The organism is Actinomadura gamaensis (genome assembly GCF_042652125.1).
Taxonomy (GTDB): Bacteria; Actinomycetota; Actinomycetes; order Streptosporangiales; family Streptosporangiaceae; genus Spirillospora; species Spirillospora gamaensis.
Map to the genome: position 1 here is coordinate 1,049,280 of NZ_JBHSIT010000002.1, position 16,026 is coordinate 1,065,305.

The following is a 16,026-nucleotide window of genomic DNA, read 5'->3' on the forward strand; positions in this document are numbered from 1 at the left end:
GGCGCCGGAACCGCGCCGCCATTCCCTCCGGGGAATCGCGTCTTCGCGCGCCGGGCCGGAGACTACCGGCATGAGCGATCACCTCGACGCCCGGAAGTGGGCGGACCGATACGTGGCCATGTGGAACGAATCCGACCCGGCGCGCCGGAAGGCGCTCATCGGCGAACTGTGGGCGGACGACGCCGTCCAGGTTCTCGTCGATCCCCCGCAGGAGATCCGCGACGCGGCGCGCGCACTCGACTTCGCCGTGCCGACGCTGGAGGTGCGCGGCCACCAGGCGCTCGTCGCGCGAGTGAACCGCGCCTACGAGATGTTCATCGAGCCGGGCGAGCACGTCTTCGCGCTGGCCGCCGAACCGTCCGTGCTGCTGCCGGGGGTTCTCGGCGTCCGGTGGTCGATGGTGGAGAAGAGCACGGGGAAGGCCGTCGCCGGAGGGCTGGACGTCCTCGCCCTGGACGCCGACGGCCGCATCCGCAGCGACCACCAGTACATCGACATGAGCTGACACCGCCCTTGCGCACGCAGGTCCCGGGTCGCCGCCGATCAGGCCGCGCGCAGCCGGACGAGCACGACTCCGTACATCCGTTCCGCCGGGCACAGGCCCCACTGCTTGGAATCCTCCGAACCCGGGTGGTCGCCGCGCAGGGCCAGCATGCCCGGCGGGACGCGGTCGGGCCGCTCCCCCGCCACCCAGGACGGCACGGGATCGCCGGGCGCGGCGGCGACCCGCTTGACGTACCACCCGGCTCTTCCGGACAGGTCGAGCGGGTTCGTCCAGCCCAGCTCGCGGTCCGGCCGCTGGACGACCACGATCCGTCCGGCGCGCACCCGGCGGCGATGGCGCAGCACGAGCAGGCGGGGGTGGCGGAGCACGAGCAGGCGGGGATGGCGGAGCACGAGGAGTACGTCACCGTCGTTCAGCGTCGGGGTCATGCTGCCGCCCCGGACGGTGACGGTCGCCAGAAGGGACCGGGCCACGACCGCGAGCCCGGCCGGCAGCGCCACCGCCGCCGCGCCGGCCATCAGGACCCGGTTCACTCGGCGGCCACCGCCTCGCGCTCCTCCTGGTACCCCTCCGCCTGGCTGCGGAACAGCTCGGCGTAGACGCCGTCCGGAACCGCCATGAGGGACGCGTGGTCGCCGCTCTCCAGGATCCGGCCGTCCTGCACGACGACGATGCGGTCGGCGCGGCGGACGGCGCTGAGCCGGTGCGACACCAGGATGCTGGTGGAGCCCGCGCGCAGTTTCCGGAGCCGGTCGTGGACGGCGGCCTCGGCCATCGCGTCGAGGCCGGAGCTCGGCTCGTCCAGGATCATCAGGTCGCGGCCCTGGCGCATCAGCCCGCGGGCGAGCGCGAGGCGCTGCCACTGGCCGCCGGACAGGTGGACGCCGCTCGTCCGGGCGGCCTCCTCCTCGTCCTCGTCCTCGTCACCGGCGTGGAAGACGCGGCTGAGCATCGTCCGGTACCCGGCGGGGAGCCGCTCGATGGTCTCGTGGATGCCGGCGCGTTCGGCGGCGGTCCGGATCCGGTCCCGGTCGGCGATCGCGTCGAGGTCGCCGAGGCCGATGTTCTCGGCGGCGGTGAGGTCGTAGTCCATGTAGTCCTGGAACACCGCGCCGATGCGCTGCCGCAGGTCGGCGACAGGGATGTCGCGGATGTCCACGCCGTCCCACAGGACGGCCCCGCGCTGCGGGTCGTAGAACCGGCACAGCAGCTTGACCAGCGTGCTCTTGCCCGCTCCGTTCAGCCCGACGACCGCGAGGCTCGTGCCGTGCGGGATGGTCAGGTCCAGGCCGCGCAGCACCCACGGGGCGTCCTCGCCGTAGCGGAACCACACGTCGCGCAGCTCGATCCCGCGCGCCAGCGGCGCGATCGCCTTCGGCTCCGCCGGCTCGGCGAGATCGTCCTGCGCGCCGACCACCGTCAGGTAGTGGTGGAAGACCAGCGCGTTCTGGTGGCCCATCGCGATGCCCTGCACCAGCGAGGTGAGGCCGGTCTGGACGCCGGCGAGCGCGCCGATGAACACCGACACGTCGCCGATGCTGATCGACCTCTGCGCGGCGGCGTGCACGGCCCACAGCAGCCCGCCGCCCGCGAGCAGCGCGCCGAGCGCGGCGAGCAGCACCTGGACGCGGACGACGCCGCGCTCCAGCCGGTCCTCGGCGGCGTTCGACGCGCGCAGCTCGGTGAGCATCCGGTCGTGCAGGAAGCCGCCCAGCCCGAACAGCCGGACCTCCTTGGACGCCTGGAGGTCGGTCAGCAGCATCTGGTAGAAGAGCTTGCGCCGCAGGAGCGGGCTCGTCCGCCACAGCAGCCCGGCCCGCCTGCGGCCGAGCGTCAGGTGGGCGACCAGCGCGGGCGCGGCGGCGGCCAGCGCGAGCCCGGCCATGACCGGGCTGATCGCCACCAGCGTGCCCAGGAAACCGGCGATGCCGAGCGTCCCCTGCAAGGTGGACAGGCCCATCTGGACGAGCTGGTCCGGGGCGTGCTCGGCGGACTGCTGCGCCAACCGCAGGCGGTCGTGGAACTGCGGCTGCTCCAGGCGCGCGAGGCCGCTCATCCGGTTGACGGCGGTGAAGAGCCTGTCCTGGGAGAGCAGGCCGACCGCGCGGCGGGCGCGTCCCTGCGCGTAGGTGGTGACGGCCGAGGTGGCGGCCATCACGACGCCGAGGAGGCCGATCCCGGCCGCCATCCCCGTGAGCGAGCCCATGCCGGGGTGGGCGGCGGTGAGCTCGTCCAGCGCGCCCTTGGTCAGCCATGCGGTCGCGACGGGCGCGACCCCGCCGGTCACCGCCATGGCGACCTGGAGGACGAGCATCCCCGGACACGCCTGCCAGGCGAGCGCGTAGGCGGCGCGCATCCCGCGCAGGACGGAGACGCGCGGTTCTTCGGGCGTTTCGGCTTCCGGAGCCGGAGCGTCCGGCTGCGGGGAGGTGCCGGAATCGGTCACGTCGTCGCTGCTCACGGCACCATCGGACGGGCGGGCTCGGCGGGTTCCGCGGGCTCGGCGGGTTCCGCGGAGTCGGCGGGTTCCGCGGGCTCGGCAGGCGCGCCGGGCTCGGCGAGTTCGGCGAGGTCGGGCGATTCGGGGAGGTCGGCGAGGTCGAGGACGGCGGCGGTGGCGACGCCGTCCGGCCCGTACTGGACGAAGCCGGGATAGAGCCGGACGCCGAACGCCGACCCGAAGGGCGCGTCGAGGAACTCCGGCACCACGAAGTCCGCGATGCCGGCGAGGCGGGCGGCCATCTCGCTCTCGGCGGCGTCCACGCCGACGACCGTGGCGAGGACGCGTCCTCCCGCGTCCCGCATCCGGCGCGCGTGCTCGGCGAACGCCGGGACGGCCTCGTCGCAGCTCTCGCAGTCCAGCGACAGGAAACCGATCAGGACGGGGCGTCCGGCCAGGTCGTCCCGGGTGAGCGTCGCGCCGCCGGCGGTGGTCGCGGTGAACTCGGGCATCCGGTGCCCGGCCGCGACTCCCAGGTCGGCCGCCTGGACGTGGTCGCCCGGAGCGTGGTCGCCCGGAGCGTGGTCGCCCGGAGCGTGGTCGCCCGGGGCGTGGTCGCCCGGAGCGTGGTCGTGATGATCTCCGCCGCCGTGGCGCGCGGCGCCCGGCAAGGCGTTCACGCGGGCGCGCCAGCGGCGCGTCACGGCCGCGGTCAGCGCCAGGTTCAGCGCGGTGACCAGCGCGGCCAGCACGATCCCTGCGACGAGGTATTCCACGGATGTCCTTTCCGGCCCCGGCGGCTCACCGGCCCGAGCCCCCGGCCGCGACCGGGGAGCGGAAGAGCGCGGCGATGTCGTCGACGAAGACGGTCAATGTGGTGAGGAGGCCCGCCGCGACCACGGCCAGCGCGATCCCCGGAACCTCGCCGGGGATCCCGTCACCGACCGCGAACGCCACGGCCGAGCCGAGGACGGCCGCGGCCAGCAGCACGGCGTTGCGGGCGATGTGCCATCCGCCCATGGGCGCCTTCGCGGCGCCGAAGCAGGCGCACGTCACGGTCGTCCCGCGCGCCACGACCAGGGCCGGGACGGCCGTCAGGCCGCAGCAGAACAGCGCGGCGGCGACGAGACCGGCGGTGACGGTGGCGGGCACGGCCAGCAGCAGCACGATGAGCAGCTCGGCGGCCGGGACGCCGAAGGCCAGCGGACGGCGCAGCCGCTCCGGGACGAAGCCGAAGCCTTCCAGCGAGGCGGCGAAGGCGCCGGGCGACCGCAGCTTGGCGACCGCCGCCAGCGTCATCACCGCCGCCAGGGTGAGGCGGCAGGCGAGCAGTACGAACAGCACGGAAGCTCCTGGAGGACGGGATGTGCGCAGCGCGCAGCGCGCGGCGCGTTGCCGGAACCCGCGGCCGGGCCGGGTGCGGCCGTCCTCGCGGAGGACGGCCGCACCGGCTTCACGCGGTCAGGAGCAGTAGTTGCTGCTGTAGCTGTACCAGGTTCCGCAGTGCGTGGTGCAGCTGCCGCTGACGGTGCAGGTCCGGCCGAAGCAGACACCGTTGATGTACTTGTACTGCATGTAGGAGTCCGGCGGGCAGCCGGCGTCGGCGGTGGTCTTGGGAAGCAGCACCTCGACGGCGCGGGTGACGCGCCGGGTCACGCTCTGGAGCATGGTTCCTCCTTGGGGTGGGGGGTGAACTGGTTCCACGCACGGGCCGGACGCCGACGCGCAAGGGTCGAGCGCGGCGGACGGAGCCCGTGGGGCTCGGGGGGGGCGGCGCGGTCACGTTCTGCGGACGCGACGGCACCTTGCGGGCAGGACGAAGCCTTGCAAGAAGCACAGGGCCTTGCGGAAAGGCAGCGCCTTGGCGCCTTGCGGGTCGACCGGCGCCCGTTCGGCGGCGACCGGAAGGTGGTAAGGGGATGCGGGAGGTCGTCAGGTGGGGACGAGTTCGGTGCGCAGGGCCGCGACCCCGACTCCGGCCGAGGTGACGGTCCCGGTCGCGTCGTACCAGGCGTAGGTCGGGTAGTGCTTGGCGCCGAAGCGCTGGGAGAGCTCGGCCTTCGCGTCTTCGGCGATCACGATGTCCATCGCGTCGCGGAGCTTCGCGGCCAGATCCGTCTTGGCCGCGCCGTCCCCGTGGACGATCGCGAGGGAGGTCCCGCCGGTGGCGCGCAGCCGCTCGGCGTGCTCGGCGAAGACCGGGACGGCCGTGACGCACGCCTTGCAGGTCAGCGAGAAGAACCCGACGAGGCTCTCCCTGCCGAGCAGGGACCGCTCCGTCACCGTGCCGCCGTCGAGGGCCGGCGCGGAGAAGCTGGGGATCCGGTCGATGATCCGGACGCCGGCGGCTCCGGCGGACGGGAGTTCCGCGCCCTCCAGCTCCCGCCACCGGCGGAGCATGACCAGAAGGAGTGCCAGGTTCAGCACGCCGACGACGCCGACCAGGACCAGGGCCACCACAGCGAAGATCATGACAGGGTCCTCTCCCGAGCCCGGGGCACCGGTGCCGCGGACGCGCGTCCATGATCACCCAAAGGCCCCCCGGCCGCAATGGATCGGCGACGTTTTAGTGATCAACTACCCCGTCCGGGCGACGGACCGGCCGCGTTTCCCCAGATCAATGGTCGCTTTGTGCGCCTCGTGACAGCCGGACAGGCCATGCGTCAGAGCGTCCGCCGCCGATAGGAAGCGGATGTGCCACTGATCGGAAGCGGATGTGCCGCTGATCGGAAGCAGAGGTGCCGCCGCTTGTCGGCGAGCGCTCAGCGACTTCGGAGGGAGCCTTCGGGACGCGCCGGGGCGCGGTCGCCGTCCGCCCAGGAGGCGAGGAGGTGCAGCGCCGCCTCGGTCGGGCCGTCCGGGACCGGGGTGAGGACGACGAGGCGCTGCCGGTGCTCGCCCGCGGGCTGGAGGTTCTCGTAGCTGAACGTCAGGACGCCGAGGGCCGGGTGCCGCAGGTTCTTGGCGCCGTGCGTGCGGACGTCCACGTCGCCCGCGGCCCAGAGGCGGGCGAACTCGGCGCTGCCGCCCGCCAGCTCGGCGACCAGCCGGGCCAGCCGCGCGTCGCCGGGATGGCGCGCCGCGACGACGCGCAACTGCCCCACCGTGGACGCGGCGACCTCGTCCCAGTCCACGTAGAAGGCGCGCCCGGCCGGGTCCAGGAACAGGAAGCGGGCGAGGTTGCCGCCTTCGAGCGCGCCGACGAACAGCCGCCGCGCGATCGGGTTGTAGGCGAGCACGTCGAACCGGTCGTTGATCACCATGCCGGGCGTGGGCAGCAGGTCCAGCATCCGGCGCAGCTCGGGGCGGGCGCGCTCCGGGCCGTCCTCGACGGCCGCGCCGGGACTCCGGCGCCGGACCAGCGTGCGCAGGTGGTCGCGCTCCACGTCCGACAGGTCGAGGACGCGGGCGAGGGCGTCGAGGACCTCGTCCGACGGGCGGCCCGTCCGGCCCTGCTCCAGCCGCTGGTAGTACTCGACGCTGATGCCCGCGAGCTGGGCGAGCTCCTCGCGCCGCAGGCCGGGGACCCGCCGCCGCGTCCCGGCGGGGAGGCCGACGCTCTCGGGGGCGATCCGCGCCCGCCGCGTCTGGAGGAAGACACCCAGGTCGTGATGGTCGCGCATGCGGCCAGTATGCCGGGCTCGTCCGGGTCGAGGCTGGCCCTGCGAGTACCCGTATACGCGGAGGCCTGGGTAACCGATGCGCGCCGTCCCAGGCTGTGGGGCGAGCGAAAGGAAATCCCATGTGCCACAGCACCGACAGCCGTCCGCCCGCGTCCCCGACCGTCACCGGCGAGGTCGCCGGGCACGGTCCCCTGGAGATCACCGCCGCGGACGGCAACCGGTTCTCCGCCTTCCGGGCCACGCCGTCCGTCCCGAACGGGCGTGCCGTCCTGCTCCTGCCGGACGTGCGCGGCCTGCACCCCTTCTACCGCGAACTGGCGCTGCGGTTCGCCGAGGCCGGCTTCCACACGCTGGTCATGGACTACTACGGCCGGTCGGCGGGGACGGGACCGCGCGACGACGACTTCGACGGCCTCGCCCACCTGGACCTGCTCGAACCCGCGCACGTCGAGACCGACGCCGCCGCCGCGCTGGACGCCCTGCGCGACGCCGGCCCGGTGTACTCGGTGGGGTTCTGCCTGGGCGGCGGCTACTCCTGGCGGCTGGCCGGGGCCGGGCTCAGGCTGGCCGGATCCGTCGGCTTCTACGGCTCGCCGGTCTTCGTCGGCGACCGCACCGCCGACATCAGCTCCCCCATCCTCATGCTGCTCGCCGGGGACGACGTGGCGACGCCGCAACGCGACTTCGACGCCTTCGCCGCCACCCTGGACGAGGCGGGCAAGGACGTCCGGATGCACGTGTACGAGGGCGCGCCGCACAGCTTCTTCGACCGCGCCTTCGCCGAATGGCAGGACGCCTGCACCGACGCCTGGCACCGCCTCCTGGCCTTCACCGGAGCCGAGTCATGACGTCCGCGCCCGGCTTGAGCCGTTACGAACGCGGGCTCGCGCGGCAGGCGGAGTTGAGCGATCCCCACGGGCCGCGGGACCGGGCCTATCGTTCGATCTCCGATCTCGCGCCCGATCTCCCCCGCCTGGCGGTCGAGTTCGCCTACGGCGACATCCACGCGCGTCCGGGCCTGGACGCCGCGCGCCGGGAGCTGGTCATCCTGGGCGTGCTCATCGCGCAGGGCGGCGTCGAGCCGCAGTTGGAGGCGCATCTCGGGGCGGCGCTGGCCGCCGGGCTCACCCCGGACGAGCTGGTCGAAGCGATCATGCAGGCCGTCCCGTACGCGGGCTTTCCCCGCGTCTTCGGCGCCATGGCCGTCGCGCGCCGCGCCTTCGAGGCGCGCGGCCTGCTCCGGAAGGACGCCGGGGTCTCGCCGTCGCCCTGAGCCTCCGGAACCGCGGGCCCGGCGCGGCGCGTCCGAGGCGCCGGGGTCGCGAGTGATCGGGGAGGGTGGGTATCGTCTCGTCATATGAGCAGTGGTTCAGATGCACAGGCCGTCGGGATGGACGGCTGCGCGGTCCGGGTCGTGGACGCCGAGCGGGTCGCGGTCGTGTGCGAGGCGATGCCCGCCCCGCAGGACGTGGCGGAGCTGGCGGACGTGTTCGGCCTGCTGGCCGACCCGGGGCGCCTGAAGGTGCTGGTCGCGCTGCTCGAGGGCGAGATGTGCGTGTGCGATCTCGCCGCGGTGGCGGGGGCGAGCGAGTCGGCGGTGTCGCATCACCTGCGGCTGCTGCGCGCCCACCGGGTGGTGCAGGCCCGCCGGGCCGGGCGCATGGCCTACTACCGGCTCGCGGACGCGCACGTCCGGATGCTCCTGGACGTCGCGCTCACCCACATCGGGCACGCGCCCGCCACCGCCCACCCCGAGCACGCCCCGCACTAGGCACGGCCGGAGGCGGCGTGAAGTACCACTCCCTGACGCGCGGAGAACCATGAGCAGCGAGCACCGGCACGAGAACGAGCACGGCGAGCACGCGGACCACGAACACGAACACGATCACGACGACGGGCCCGGCGGCGGGCACGGGCACGGCCATGGGCACGGGCACGGCCACGGGGTGAGCGCGGACGCCGACACCCGCTGGCTGTCGGGCGCGCTGGCCCTGATCACGCTGTTCATGGCCGGCGAGGTGGTCGTCGGCGTGCTGGCGGGCTCGCTGGCGCTGATCTCGGACGCGGCGCACATGCTCACCGACGCCGCGTCCATCGTGCTGGCGCTGGTCGCGATGCGGCTGGCCGCCAAGCCGCCGGCGGGCGGCTACACCTACGGGCTGAAGCGGGCGGAGATCCTGTCCGCGCAGGCCAACGGCCTGACGCTGCTGCTGCTGTCGGTGTGGCTGGGCTACGAGGCGGTCCGCCGGCTGTTCGAGCCGCCGGCGGTCACCGGCGGGCTGGTGCTGGGCACCGCCCTGGTCGGCGTCGTGGTCAACATCGGCGCGTCCTGGATGATCTCGAAGGCGAACCGGTCCAGCCTCAACGTCGAGGGCGCATTCCAGCACATCCTCACCGACCTGTACGCCTTCATCGCCACCGCGGTCGCCGGGGCCGTGATGGTGTTCACCGGGTTCGCCCGCGCGGACGCGATCGCCTCGCTGATCGTGGTCGCCCTCATGCTGCGCGCCGGGTACGGGCTCGTCCGCGAGTCCGGGCGGATCTTCCTGGAGGCGGCCCCGGCCGGGATCTCCCCCGCCCGGGTCGGCCGGACGCTGGCGGCCCGCCCGCACGTCGCCGAGGTGCACGACCTGCACGTCTGGCAGATCACCTCGGGCATGCCCGCGGCGTCCGCGCACGTGCTGGTCAGCGCGGGCGAGGACTGCCACGCCGTCCGCGCCGACCTGGAGAAGGTGCTGGCCGCCGACTTCGGCATCAGCCACACCACGCTCCAGGTCGACCACGCGCCCGATCCGCTGCTCCAGATCAGCAGCCGTCCCGAGGCGCACTGCGACGACCCGCACGGGCCGGTCCACCGCCCCGACCCGGAGTAGGCCCGACCACCCCGCGGGCCCTTGCCAACGGAACCGCCGACCGCGCCGCCGGCCCTTGCAACGGAACCGCCGACCGGCCTCGCGGCCCGGTCGGCGGTTCCGTTCCCGGTGACCCTCGGATCAGCCCTCGTGCTCGCCGTCCGGGTCGCAGTACTGGATCTCGTCGGTGGGCGAGAAGTTGCCGACGACCAGGCGGCGGACGAACTTCCCGCCGCCGGGCACCTCGTCCGCGTCGACCTCGTAGGTGAACTGCTGGCCGGGACGGAGCCGCCGGTGGTCGATCGTCACCGGCCTCCGCACGACGTACACCGCGCCCCACGGGCAGCAGTAGTAGCTGCCGAGCGGCTCTCCCCGGCCGTCCTTGGCGTAGTCGATCGCGCCCTGCTGCTTGGCGGCGTCGATCTGCGCCTGGATGCGCAGCGTCGCCTCGGGCGCCGGGTCGAACTCCCACAGCTCCTTGATGGACTGCTGCGCCCGCGGGTCCCGGCGCCACTTCGCCCGCTCGCGGGGCGAGGTCAGGCACCACGGGTCGAACGCGGACGAGCCGGGCGCGGCGAGCTTCCCGACGCTCCCGCCGAGATCGCCGGACTGGTACTCGGCGATCAGCGTCGGCATCGCGATGAGCTGGCCGAGGTGGTAGTAGATCTCCAGCGCGCGCTGGAGGCGCTGCTCGATGGCCTCGTGCAGCGCGGCGTCGGGGACGGCCTCCAGCAGCCCCTCGGCGTAGTCGGACGCGGTGGCCGCCTCGGCGGCGAGCTGGCGCAGCCGCTGGAGGTCGGCGTCGTGCCCGTGCCCGTCCCGGACGGTCTCCTCGAAGACGCCGAGGGCGACCTCGGCGTGCTGCCGGATCGCGCGCGACGCGGCGAGCATGCCGTGCAGGTGCGGCAGCGGGCAGGGGTCGGCCTCCGCCCATTCGGGCAGGTCGGCGGGCACCCGGACGGCCTCGGCGACCGCGTAGGACCCGTTCCCCGCGGCCTGCCGGGCCCGCGACGTCCACGCCTCGACCTGGTCGAAGCAGGCCGTCACCTGCGTGTGGGTGACGGGCGGCACGAACCCGACCGTGCGCGGGTCGGCGGCGTAGTCGGCGTCCAGCAGGTGCTCGCCGATCGACTGGAGCACGAACGCGTTCCACGCGCACAGCAGCTGCGACGAGACGCCGGGGTCCACGTGCCACAGGTTCGCGCCGTCGGCGGCGAGCTTGCGGCGCAGGGTCTCGGCGTTCTGTACCTCCGCGTAGGCGACCCCGCCCGCACGACGGAACGACTCCAGCGTGTCCGCGCGCACCTCACCCTTCAGCTTGGCCGTCATCCTGACCAGAAGCGTGGGCGTGCCGGTCCCGCCGTCCGATCCCATCGTGTCTCCTCATCGGTAGCCGTTCGGTGTCGCAGCTTAGACACGCGTGATCGTCGGCGCGTTTCATCTTTCCGACCGCGACCGCACCCGGCAGCGCGTCACTCCCGTCCCTTCCGGAACGTGGCCGCTTTGGGGGCGGGCGACGGCGAGCGGGTTGATCAGCGGTTTTCGACGAGGCCGGACGCGTCGCCGGCGAAGTGCTCTCGCAGGACGAAGCCGAGCGAGCCCGCGAGCAGGACGAGGCCCGAACCGACTCCGCTCACGGCCGGAATCCAGTTTTCGGACGACGCCGCGGCCAGCGCGAACCCGGTGATGCCGAGCAGGGTGAGCCCGGCACCGGGGATCAGGATGGTCGACTCACTCCACACGCGCGCCAGGACCAGGAAGTGCACGCCGACGACGATCGCGATCCAAGCGACGTTGGCCTCGGTGGGCGCGCCCAGTTGCCGCAGCACCGGAAAGCCTCCGAACAGGGCGACCGCTTCGGCTAGCACCACCCACCGGTACCGCGGCCCGAACATGCCCTCGCCGGGACGCCGATCCGCCGCACCGGCCGATTCCGTCTTGCGGCTGACCACGACGCCGAGCAGGATGACCGCGCCCAGCGCGACGACGGCCGCGATCCGCAGCGCGATCCCCGCGGCGGGGGCCAGTGGCGCGTGCGCGTTCACGAGGACGAAGACCGTCCCGAACACCGCACCGATCAACGCCCCGACCACGGGCCCAGGAAACCTTCGCATTCGCCGCATCCTAGGCCACACGGCGCGTCCCGGCGCAGGTCGCGGCGGCCGTGCCGGTCCGGGAACCGGATGCTAATCTTGCGTCCTCTCCGTCCGAGAGTTCATGGAATGGGCCGAATAGCAGGTACGGATTGATGCGCACACCAGAGCTGACAGAGGCCCGCCTTCAGGACGCGAACAACCTTCTGGTCGCATCTTCCTCGTCGCGAGACCACGACCTCATCAGGGATTTCTTCGGGTCCGTGATCTCGCCGGAGGACCTCGCTTCCAGCTCGCTCGACCTCGCGCAGAAGACCGTCTACCTGTGTGGCGATGTGTCCGAGATCAGCCGCCGCACGCTGCGAGAAGCGGCCCGCGTGTCCGTCGTCCGCGAGCTGTCCCGGGGGTACCGGGAGGACGCCGGCAAGCCGTGGACTCTCGTCGGTCTCGGTCAGGTTCCCGTTCGCGTGCACGGCGCCGGCGTGTACTACCGCCGCTTTTTCGACCCCGGCGCCGATCACTTCGACCGGATTCGCGCGGAGCACGAGTTCCAGTCCTTGACGGAGTCGACCAAGCCTGGAACGGCCCATCGCAGCGGGATCTATCTGACGCCCGTCACGCGAGAGGGCGATGAGCTGCATTTCCGCCTGCTCCGGTGCTCGACGAACCTTTCGGGGCCGACCGAGGGTTTCGGGCCGACCGACACGGAGATCGTCGAGGCGCTGAACCGCGAGGCCGCGGCCGTCTTTGAGGGCCATGCGCCGCTGAATCACGTCCTCGCGCAGACCTACCACAACACGCTGGCCACGGCCGAGCGCAAGCAGTCCAAGGCCAAGATCTCGGCCCATGCCGACAAGACCAAGGACATGCCCGTCAACGGTGTCATGGCCTTCTGCACCTTCTACGACGGTCTCGGCAAGCTGCGTCCGTTGGCCGAAGACGCCTTCGACTACGGGGTGAGGAAGGTCAGCGGGCTGACCAGACTCCGCTTCCGCCACAAAGACCCGGCCGAGGAAGGCGCCGGACTGCCTCCGCAGTTCACCATCACGCTCTATCCGGGCTCGGTGTTCTTCATGCCGCTGTCCACCAACCGGCTGTACACGCACGAGATCCGCCCTTCGATGCTGGACGCCGAACAGCTCCCGACCCGCCTGGGATATGTGGTGCGCTGTTCGAACGCCGAAGCCGTCCACAAGGACGGCCAGACCTTTCTCAAGCTCGACGGCGGTCTGGTGAAGCTGGAGCCGCCCACCCCGGCGGGCATGGACGAACTGCGCAGGCTCTACGCCGAGGAGAACAGGACCTCATCTTTCATCGACTACGGTGACGAGTTCCTTTTCAGCATGAACGCCGGAGACTACCTTGCCCCCCGAGCCTAGAATCTCGGACCAGATTCTCTCCTACACCCTGCCAACCGAGGAGAACCTGTTCGCAGAACTCTCCGACTCGGTCAACTGGGAAGACGTGGGGAAAGGCCGGCGCGGCGGCGTCCTGACCAGGGTCGACGAGTCGGGCGGCGTGCCTCTCGTGCGTACCACGACCCGATACGCCAATCCGGCACAGCGTTTCCGGCCCGTCCACGAACGGCTCGCTCAACAGATCCAAGAACGCGCAGCGCTCCCGGTCGGCTTCAACAACGCCCTCATCGAGAACTACACGAACGCCTACAGAAAGATGGGCGCCCACTCCGACCAGGCCCTGGACCTGGCCGACGGTTCGTTCATCGCGGTCTTCTCCTGCTACCTGCGTCCCGAAGCGGACCCGCCCCGAAAACTGATCGTCGAATCGAAGACGTCCGCCGACGACGAGTTCGAGGTCCCCCTCACCCACCACAGCGCGGTCGTGTTCTCCGTCGACTCGAACCGGCGTCTCAAGCACAGGATCGTGCTGGACGCGCCCGACGCGGACAACCAGTGGCTCGGCGTGACCTTCCGAACGTCGAAGACCGTCGTCCGATTCCGCGATGGAGCGCCGTACCTCCCGCAAGGCGCTCCCCTCACACCGGCCACCGACGAGCAGCAACGCGAGTTCTACCAACTACGGCGCCGCGAGAACAACGACCCGGACTTCACCTACCCGCCGCTGACCTACACCATCAGCGAAAGCGACCTACTCCCACCCCTCTGAGCAGCTTCCGGGCGCACCGCCGCGGCGCTCGCCCTATCCGGGACGGACATGGCGCAGATGCCAGCGCCTCGAACCAGGCATGATGCGTCCATGGCGGAGAACGGAAACCATCCAGGGCGCGCGCGATACGCGCTCCGGGAGACGGATCAGTATCGTCTTTGGGGCGAGTGCGCGGTGGTGGACGGCTTCTTCGGGGAGCCTCAGCACGAGATGTACGAGCTTTTCGGCTGGGTGCCGGAAGGCGCTGAGGTACGGGATTGGGTAGGCAGCCGGGTATGGCTCGTCCCGGACGGCGAAGAACTTGGTCCCTGGCTTCTCGAGGACGTGGACAGCCCGAAACTTCGCCCGGGAGCGGAAAGCCTGGTGCTCACTGCCCGGGATGACTACCAGGGTCCGCCTGAGGGGTACCGAGACCGCGTCCGAGTCCATGATGGGCGGCAATGGCTGGGCTCTTGCCAGGAATTCGCCCGCATCCAGCCGGCCGAACGAGCGGTGCCTCCGATCGTCCTGAAAGGGCTCGCCCCGAGCGACCGACTGCAGGCGGCACTGGCCAAGGGCACCCGACGTGCGCTGAACCTGGAAGAGGCCGTTCTCGAGATACGCGACGACCGGGGCGAGCCGGTTGCCGAAAGATTGTTGTGGGCCACGGTCCTTTCCTGGCGCGCCTCTGACCATGGGACGGGCCTGATCGACCTGAAACTCGACGCAGCGGGCTTCAGGCCCGTCCCTGACTACGCCCGGCCCGTTTGGGGGAAATGGCTGACCGGTTCCCCGGACACCGTGGGCGCCTGGGCCGACCTGGACACTCGGCGCCGCGGAGTCTGGCTCGATCTCGTCCGGGAGCGGGCCTGCCGCCGCGCTCACCACGACCGGCCGGCCGGCCACGCCTATGAACTCGACGGTCGTCACATCACCGACGAACCAAGCCTGTACCTGGCGCTCGGCGAAGCGGTGAACGGGCCCGGCGGCTACTTCGGCAGCAACCTGGACGCGGTCGACGACTGCCTGGGCGGCACGTTCGGCTACACCCGTCCCGCGACGCTGCTCTGGCGAGACGCCGCAACCGCACGCCAGAACCTGTCCCACATGCTCACACCGGACGGCCGGCCCTACGATCTCTTCACCGAACTCCTCAACGTCCTGACCGAGGGCGGCATGTGCACCGACCTGGCGTAGGCGTTCAGCCAGGTGCTGCCATGGAGAACACGAGGACTCGTCACTCAGGCGGGGCTGAATGCTTTTTCGACGGTCAGCGTGTCCTCGTACAGGTGCATGCGGACGATCCGGCCGTCCTCGACCTTCAGGTGAATGGCCGCCGGGGTGGTGAACTCCTTTCCGGTGGCCGCGACGGTGTGCGTCCAGACCGCCAGCAGCACCACGTCACCGCCGTCCACGATGATGCGCTCCAGCGCGACCTTGCTCCTGCCGGGCGCGAAGTGCGGCCACATCGTGGTGAAGTACGGCGCGACGTCCTCCCGGCGGGTACGGCGGCCGGTCCAGGGCAGCGCGTCACTTCCGGGGACATACCAGTCGATCTCGTCGGCGAACAGCTCCTGGATGCCGTCCGGGTCCTGCTTGCCGAGGCGCTCCACGAACTTCTCGGCCAGGGTCCGCGAAGTCTGAGCATCTGTTGCCATCGTCCTTGTCCTTTGTCTTGTCGTTCACGTGTGCCGGTCCGGTCTCCGCTGATGTAACAAACTTGGTTACATTGGTGACATGTGAGGAGGCGGTCCTTTTCCATCGGGGAACTCGACGGTTCGAGGGTCAGGCGGCCTTGAGGACGTCCCTCAGAACGTCCTCAAGCGTGGTCTTGGCCAGTTCCCTGCGCAGGGCGGCCTCCACCTGGTCATACACGGCGGTCATCGCCGGCCCGATGCCGTGGCCCACCACGCACTCGGGGTCCGGTGGCGCGGGATGCAGGGCGAAGACCGGTCCCGGCTCGATCGCCTGGTAGACGTCGAGCAGGGTGATCGCCGCCAGGTCCCGCGCGAGCATCCAACCCGCCCCCGCCCCGCGCCGCGATTCGGCCAGGCCGGCCTCGCGCAGCTTGGCCAGCAGGCGGCGGATCACCACCGGGTTGGTGTTGACGCTCGTCGCGATCTGCTCGGACGTGGCGACCTCGTGACCGCGCCGCTGGTACAGCCCGATCCATGTCAGGGCGTGCGCCGCGATGGTCAACCTGCTGTTGGCGCTCACGCCGGACTCCACCTCACCCGTCCCTCGATCCTGATCGTAACGATAATTGTTACGACCGCCTGTGACAACTCTGCGGGCTGCTCGCTGCGACGGCTGCTAGAAAGATCATGATCACGGTCGAGGACTGAGGAGCTGGGAAGCAGTGGTGCCACGCAGTGTCAGTAGGGTTCCCACGTCCAGCGCGGACAGC

Annotated in this window: 19 protein-coding genes; 8 read left to right on the plus strand and 11 right to left on the minus strand. The window is 71.5% G+C overall.

Annotation, left to right across the window (positions count from 1 at the left end):
• Window positions 1-70 precede the first annotated feature (70 nt).
• Window positions 71-505, plus strand: a complete 435-nt coding sequence (locus ACFPCY_RS10155) for a hypothetical protein (RefSeq protein ID WP_378253636.1) — start codon at window positions 71-73, stop codon at window positions 503-505.
• 38 nt (window positions 506-543) lie between these two features.
• Here ACFPCY_RS10155 and ACFPCY_RS10160 read toward each other — a convergent pair whose 3' ends face one another.
• From ACFPCY_RS10160 to ACFPCY_RS10190, 7 genes are all read right to left on the minus strand, one after another.
• Window positions 544-1,038 (minus strand): S26 family signal peptidase, encoded by a 495-nt coding sequence (locus tag ACFPCY_RS10160; RefSeq protein ID WP_378253638.1) that lies wholly within the window; start codon window positions 1,036-1,038, stop codon window positions 544-546.
• Window positions 1,035-2,966, minus strand: a complete 1,932-nt coding sequence (locus ACFPCY_RS10165) for an ABC transporter ATP-binding protein (protein WP_378253640.1) — start codon at window positions 2,964-2,966, stop codon at window positions 1,035-1,037. Before ACFPCY_RS10165 ends, ACFPCY_RS10160 begins: the two co-directional genes overlap by 4 nt.
• Window positions 2,963-3,721: a peroxiredoxin family protein gene (locus tag ACFPCY_RS10170; protein WP_378253642.1), complete on the minus strand. Its 759-nt coding sequence runs from the start codon at window positions 3,719-3,721 to the stop codon at window positions 2,963-2,965. The genes ACFPCY_RS10165 and ACFPCY_RS10170 overlap by 4 nt, the downstream gene beginning before the upstream one ends.
• 25 nt (window positions 3,722-3,746) lie before the next feature.
• Complete coding sequence (locus ACFPCY_RS10175; protein WP_378253645.1) at window positions 3,747-4,289, minus strand: MauE/DoxX family redox-associated membrane protein; 543 nt, start codon at window positions 4,287-4,289, stop codon at window positions 3,747-3,749.
• A 117-nt stretch (window positions 4,290-4,406) separates the two neighbouring features.
• Window positions 4,407-4,613 (minus strand): hypothetical protein, encoded by a 207-nt coding sequence (locus tag ACFPCY_RS10180; RefSeq protein WP_378253647.1) that lies wholly within the window; start codon window positions 4,611-4,613, stop codon window positions 4,407-4,409.
• Window positions 4,614-4,877: 264 nt separating this feature from the next.
• Window positions 4,878-5,417: a TlpA disulfide reductase family protein gene (locus tag ACFPCY_RS10185; protein WP_378253649.1), complete on the minus strand. Its 540-nt coding sequence runs from the start codon at window positions 5,415-5,417 to the stop codon at window positions 4,878-4,880.
• A gap of 290 nt (window positions 5,418-5,707) precedes the next feature.
• Complete coding sequence (locus ACFPCY_RS10190; RefSeq protein ID WP_378253651.1) at window positions 5,708-6,568, minus strand: helix-turn-helix transcriptional regulator; 861 nt, start codon at window positions 6,566-6,568, stop codon at window positions 5,708-5,710.
• A gap of 119 nt (window positions 6,569-6,687) precedes the next feature.
• On the opposite strand from ACFPCY_RS10190, the gene ACFPCY_RS10195 reads away from it, so the two are divergent.
• The 4 genes from ACFPCY_RS10195 (at window position 6,688) to ACFPCY_RS10210 (ending at window position 9,441) form a co-directional block, all read left to right on the plus strand.
• A complete protein-coding gene (locus ACFPCY_RS10195; protein ID WP_378253652.1) occupies window positions 6,688-7,416 on the plus strand; it encodes a dienelactone hydrolase family protein in 729 nt (242 codons plus the stop codon).
• Window positions 7,413-7,841, plus strand: coding sequence for a carboxymuconolactone decarboxylase family protein (locus ACFPCY_RS10200; protein WP_378253654.1), 429 nt, complete (start codon window positions 7,413-7,415; stop codon window positions 7,839-7,841). The genes ACFPCY_RS10195 and ACFPCY_RS10200 overlap by 4 nt, the downstream gene beginning before the upstream one ends.
• Before the next feature lie 84 nt (window positions 7,842-7,925).
• Window positions 7,926-8,339 (plus strand): ArsR/SmtB family transcription factor, encoded by a 414-nt coding sequence (locus ACFPCY_RS10205; RefSeq protein WP_378253656.1) that lies wholly within the window; start codon window positions 7,926-7,928, stop codon window positions 8,337-8,339.
• Between the two features lie 49 nt (window positions 8,340-8,388).
• On the plus strand, window positions 8,389-9,441 hold the full coding sequence (locus ACFPCY_RS10210) for a cation diffusion facilitator family transporter (protein WP_378253658.1): 1,053 nt from the start codon (window positions 8,389-8,391) through the stop codon (window positions 9,439-9,441).
• Between the two features lie 120 nt (window positions 9,442-9,561).
• Here the strand turns inward: ACFPCY_RS10210 and ACFPCY_RS10215 are convergent, their stop codons facing one another.
• The gene (locus tag ACFPCY_RS10215; protein WP_378253660.1) at window positions 9,562-10,794 is read right to left on the minus strand and encodes a hypothetical protein; all 1,233 of its coding nucleotides are present in this window, start codon (window positions 10,792-10,794) and stop codon (window positions 9,562-9,564) included.
• A 158-nt stretch (window positions 10,795-10,952) separates the two neighbouring features.
• Window positions 10,953-11,534: a hypothetical protein gene (locus ACFPCY_RS10220; protein ID WP_378253662.1), complete on the minus strand. Its 582-nt coding sequence runs from the start codon at window positions 11,532-11,534 to the stop codon at window positions 10,953-10,955.
• A gap of 134 nt (window positions 11,535-11,668) precedes the next feature.
• Between ACFPCY_RS10220 and ACFPCY_RS10225 the strand changes: the two genes are divergently transcribed.
• From ACFPCY_RS10225 to ACFPCY_RS10235, 3 genes are all read left to right on the plus strand, one after another.
• Window positions 11,669-12,892 carry a hypothetical protein gene (locus ACFPCY_RS10225; protein ID WP_378253664.1) on the plus strand — a complete coding sequence of 408 codons (1,224 nt, stop codon included), beginning with the start codon at window positions 11,669-11,671 and terminating at the stop codon, window positions 12,890-12,892.
• Window positions 12,876-13,640, plus strand: a complete 765-nt coding sequence (locus ACFPCY_RS10230; protein ID WP_378253666.1) for a hypothetical protein — start codon at window positions 12,876-12,878, stop codon at window positions 13,638-13,640. Before ACFPCY_RS10225 ends, ACFPCY_RS10230 begins: the two co-directional genes overlap by 17 nt.
• Window positions 13,641-13,730: 90 nt before the next feature.
• Window positions 13,731-14,816 carry a barstar family protein gene (locus ACFPCY_RS10235; protein WP_378253668.1) on the plus strand — a complete coding sequence of 362 codons (1,086 nt, stop codon included), beginning with the start codon at window positions 13,731-13,733 and terminating at the stop codon, window positions 14,814-14,816.
• 44 nt (window positions 14,817-14,860) lie between these two features.
• Here ACFPCY_RS10235 and ACFPCY_RS10240 read toward each other — a convergent pair whose 3' ends face one another.
• A complete protein-coding gene (locus tag ACFPCY_RS10240; protein WP_378253670.1) occupies window positions 14,861-15,277 on the minus strand; it encodes a nuclear transport factor 2 family protein in 417 nt (138 codons plus the stop codon).
• Window positions 15,278-15,404: 127 nt separating this feature from the next.
• On the minus strand, window positions 15,405-15,836 hold the full coding sequence (locus tag ACFPCY_RS10245; RefSeq protein WP_378253673.1) for an Rrf2 family transcriptional regulator: 432 nt from the start codon (window positions 15,834-15,836) through the stop codon (window positions 15,405-15,407).
• Window positions 15,837-16,026 lie beyond the last annotated feature (190 nt).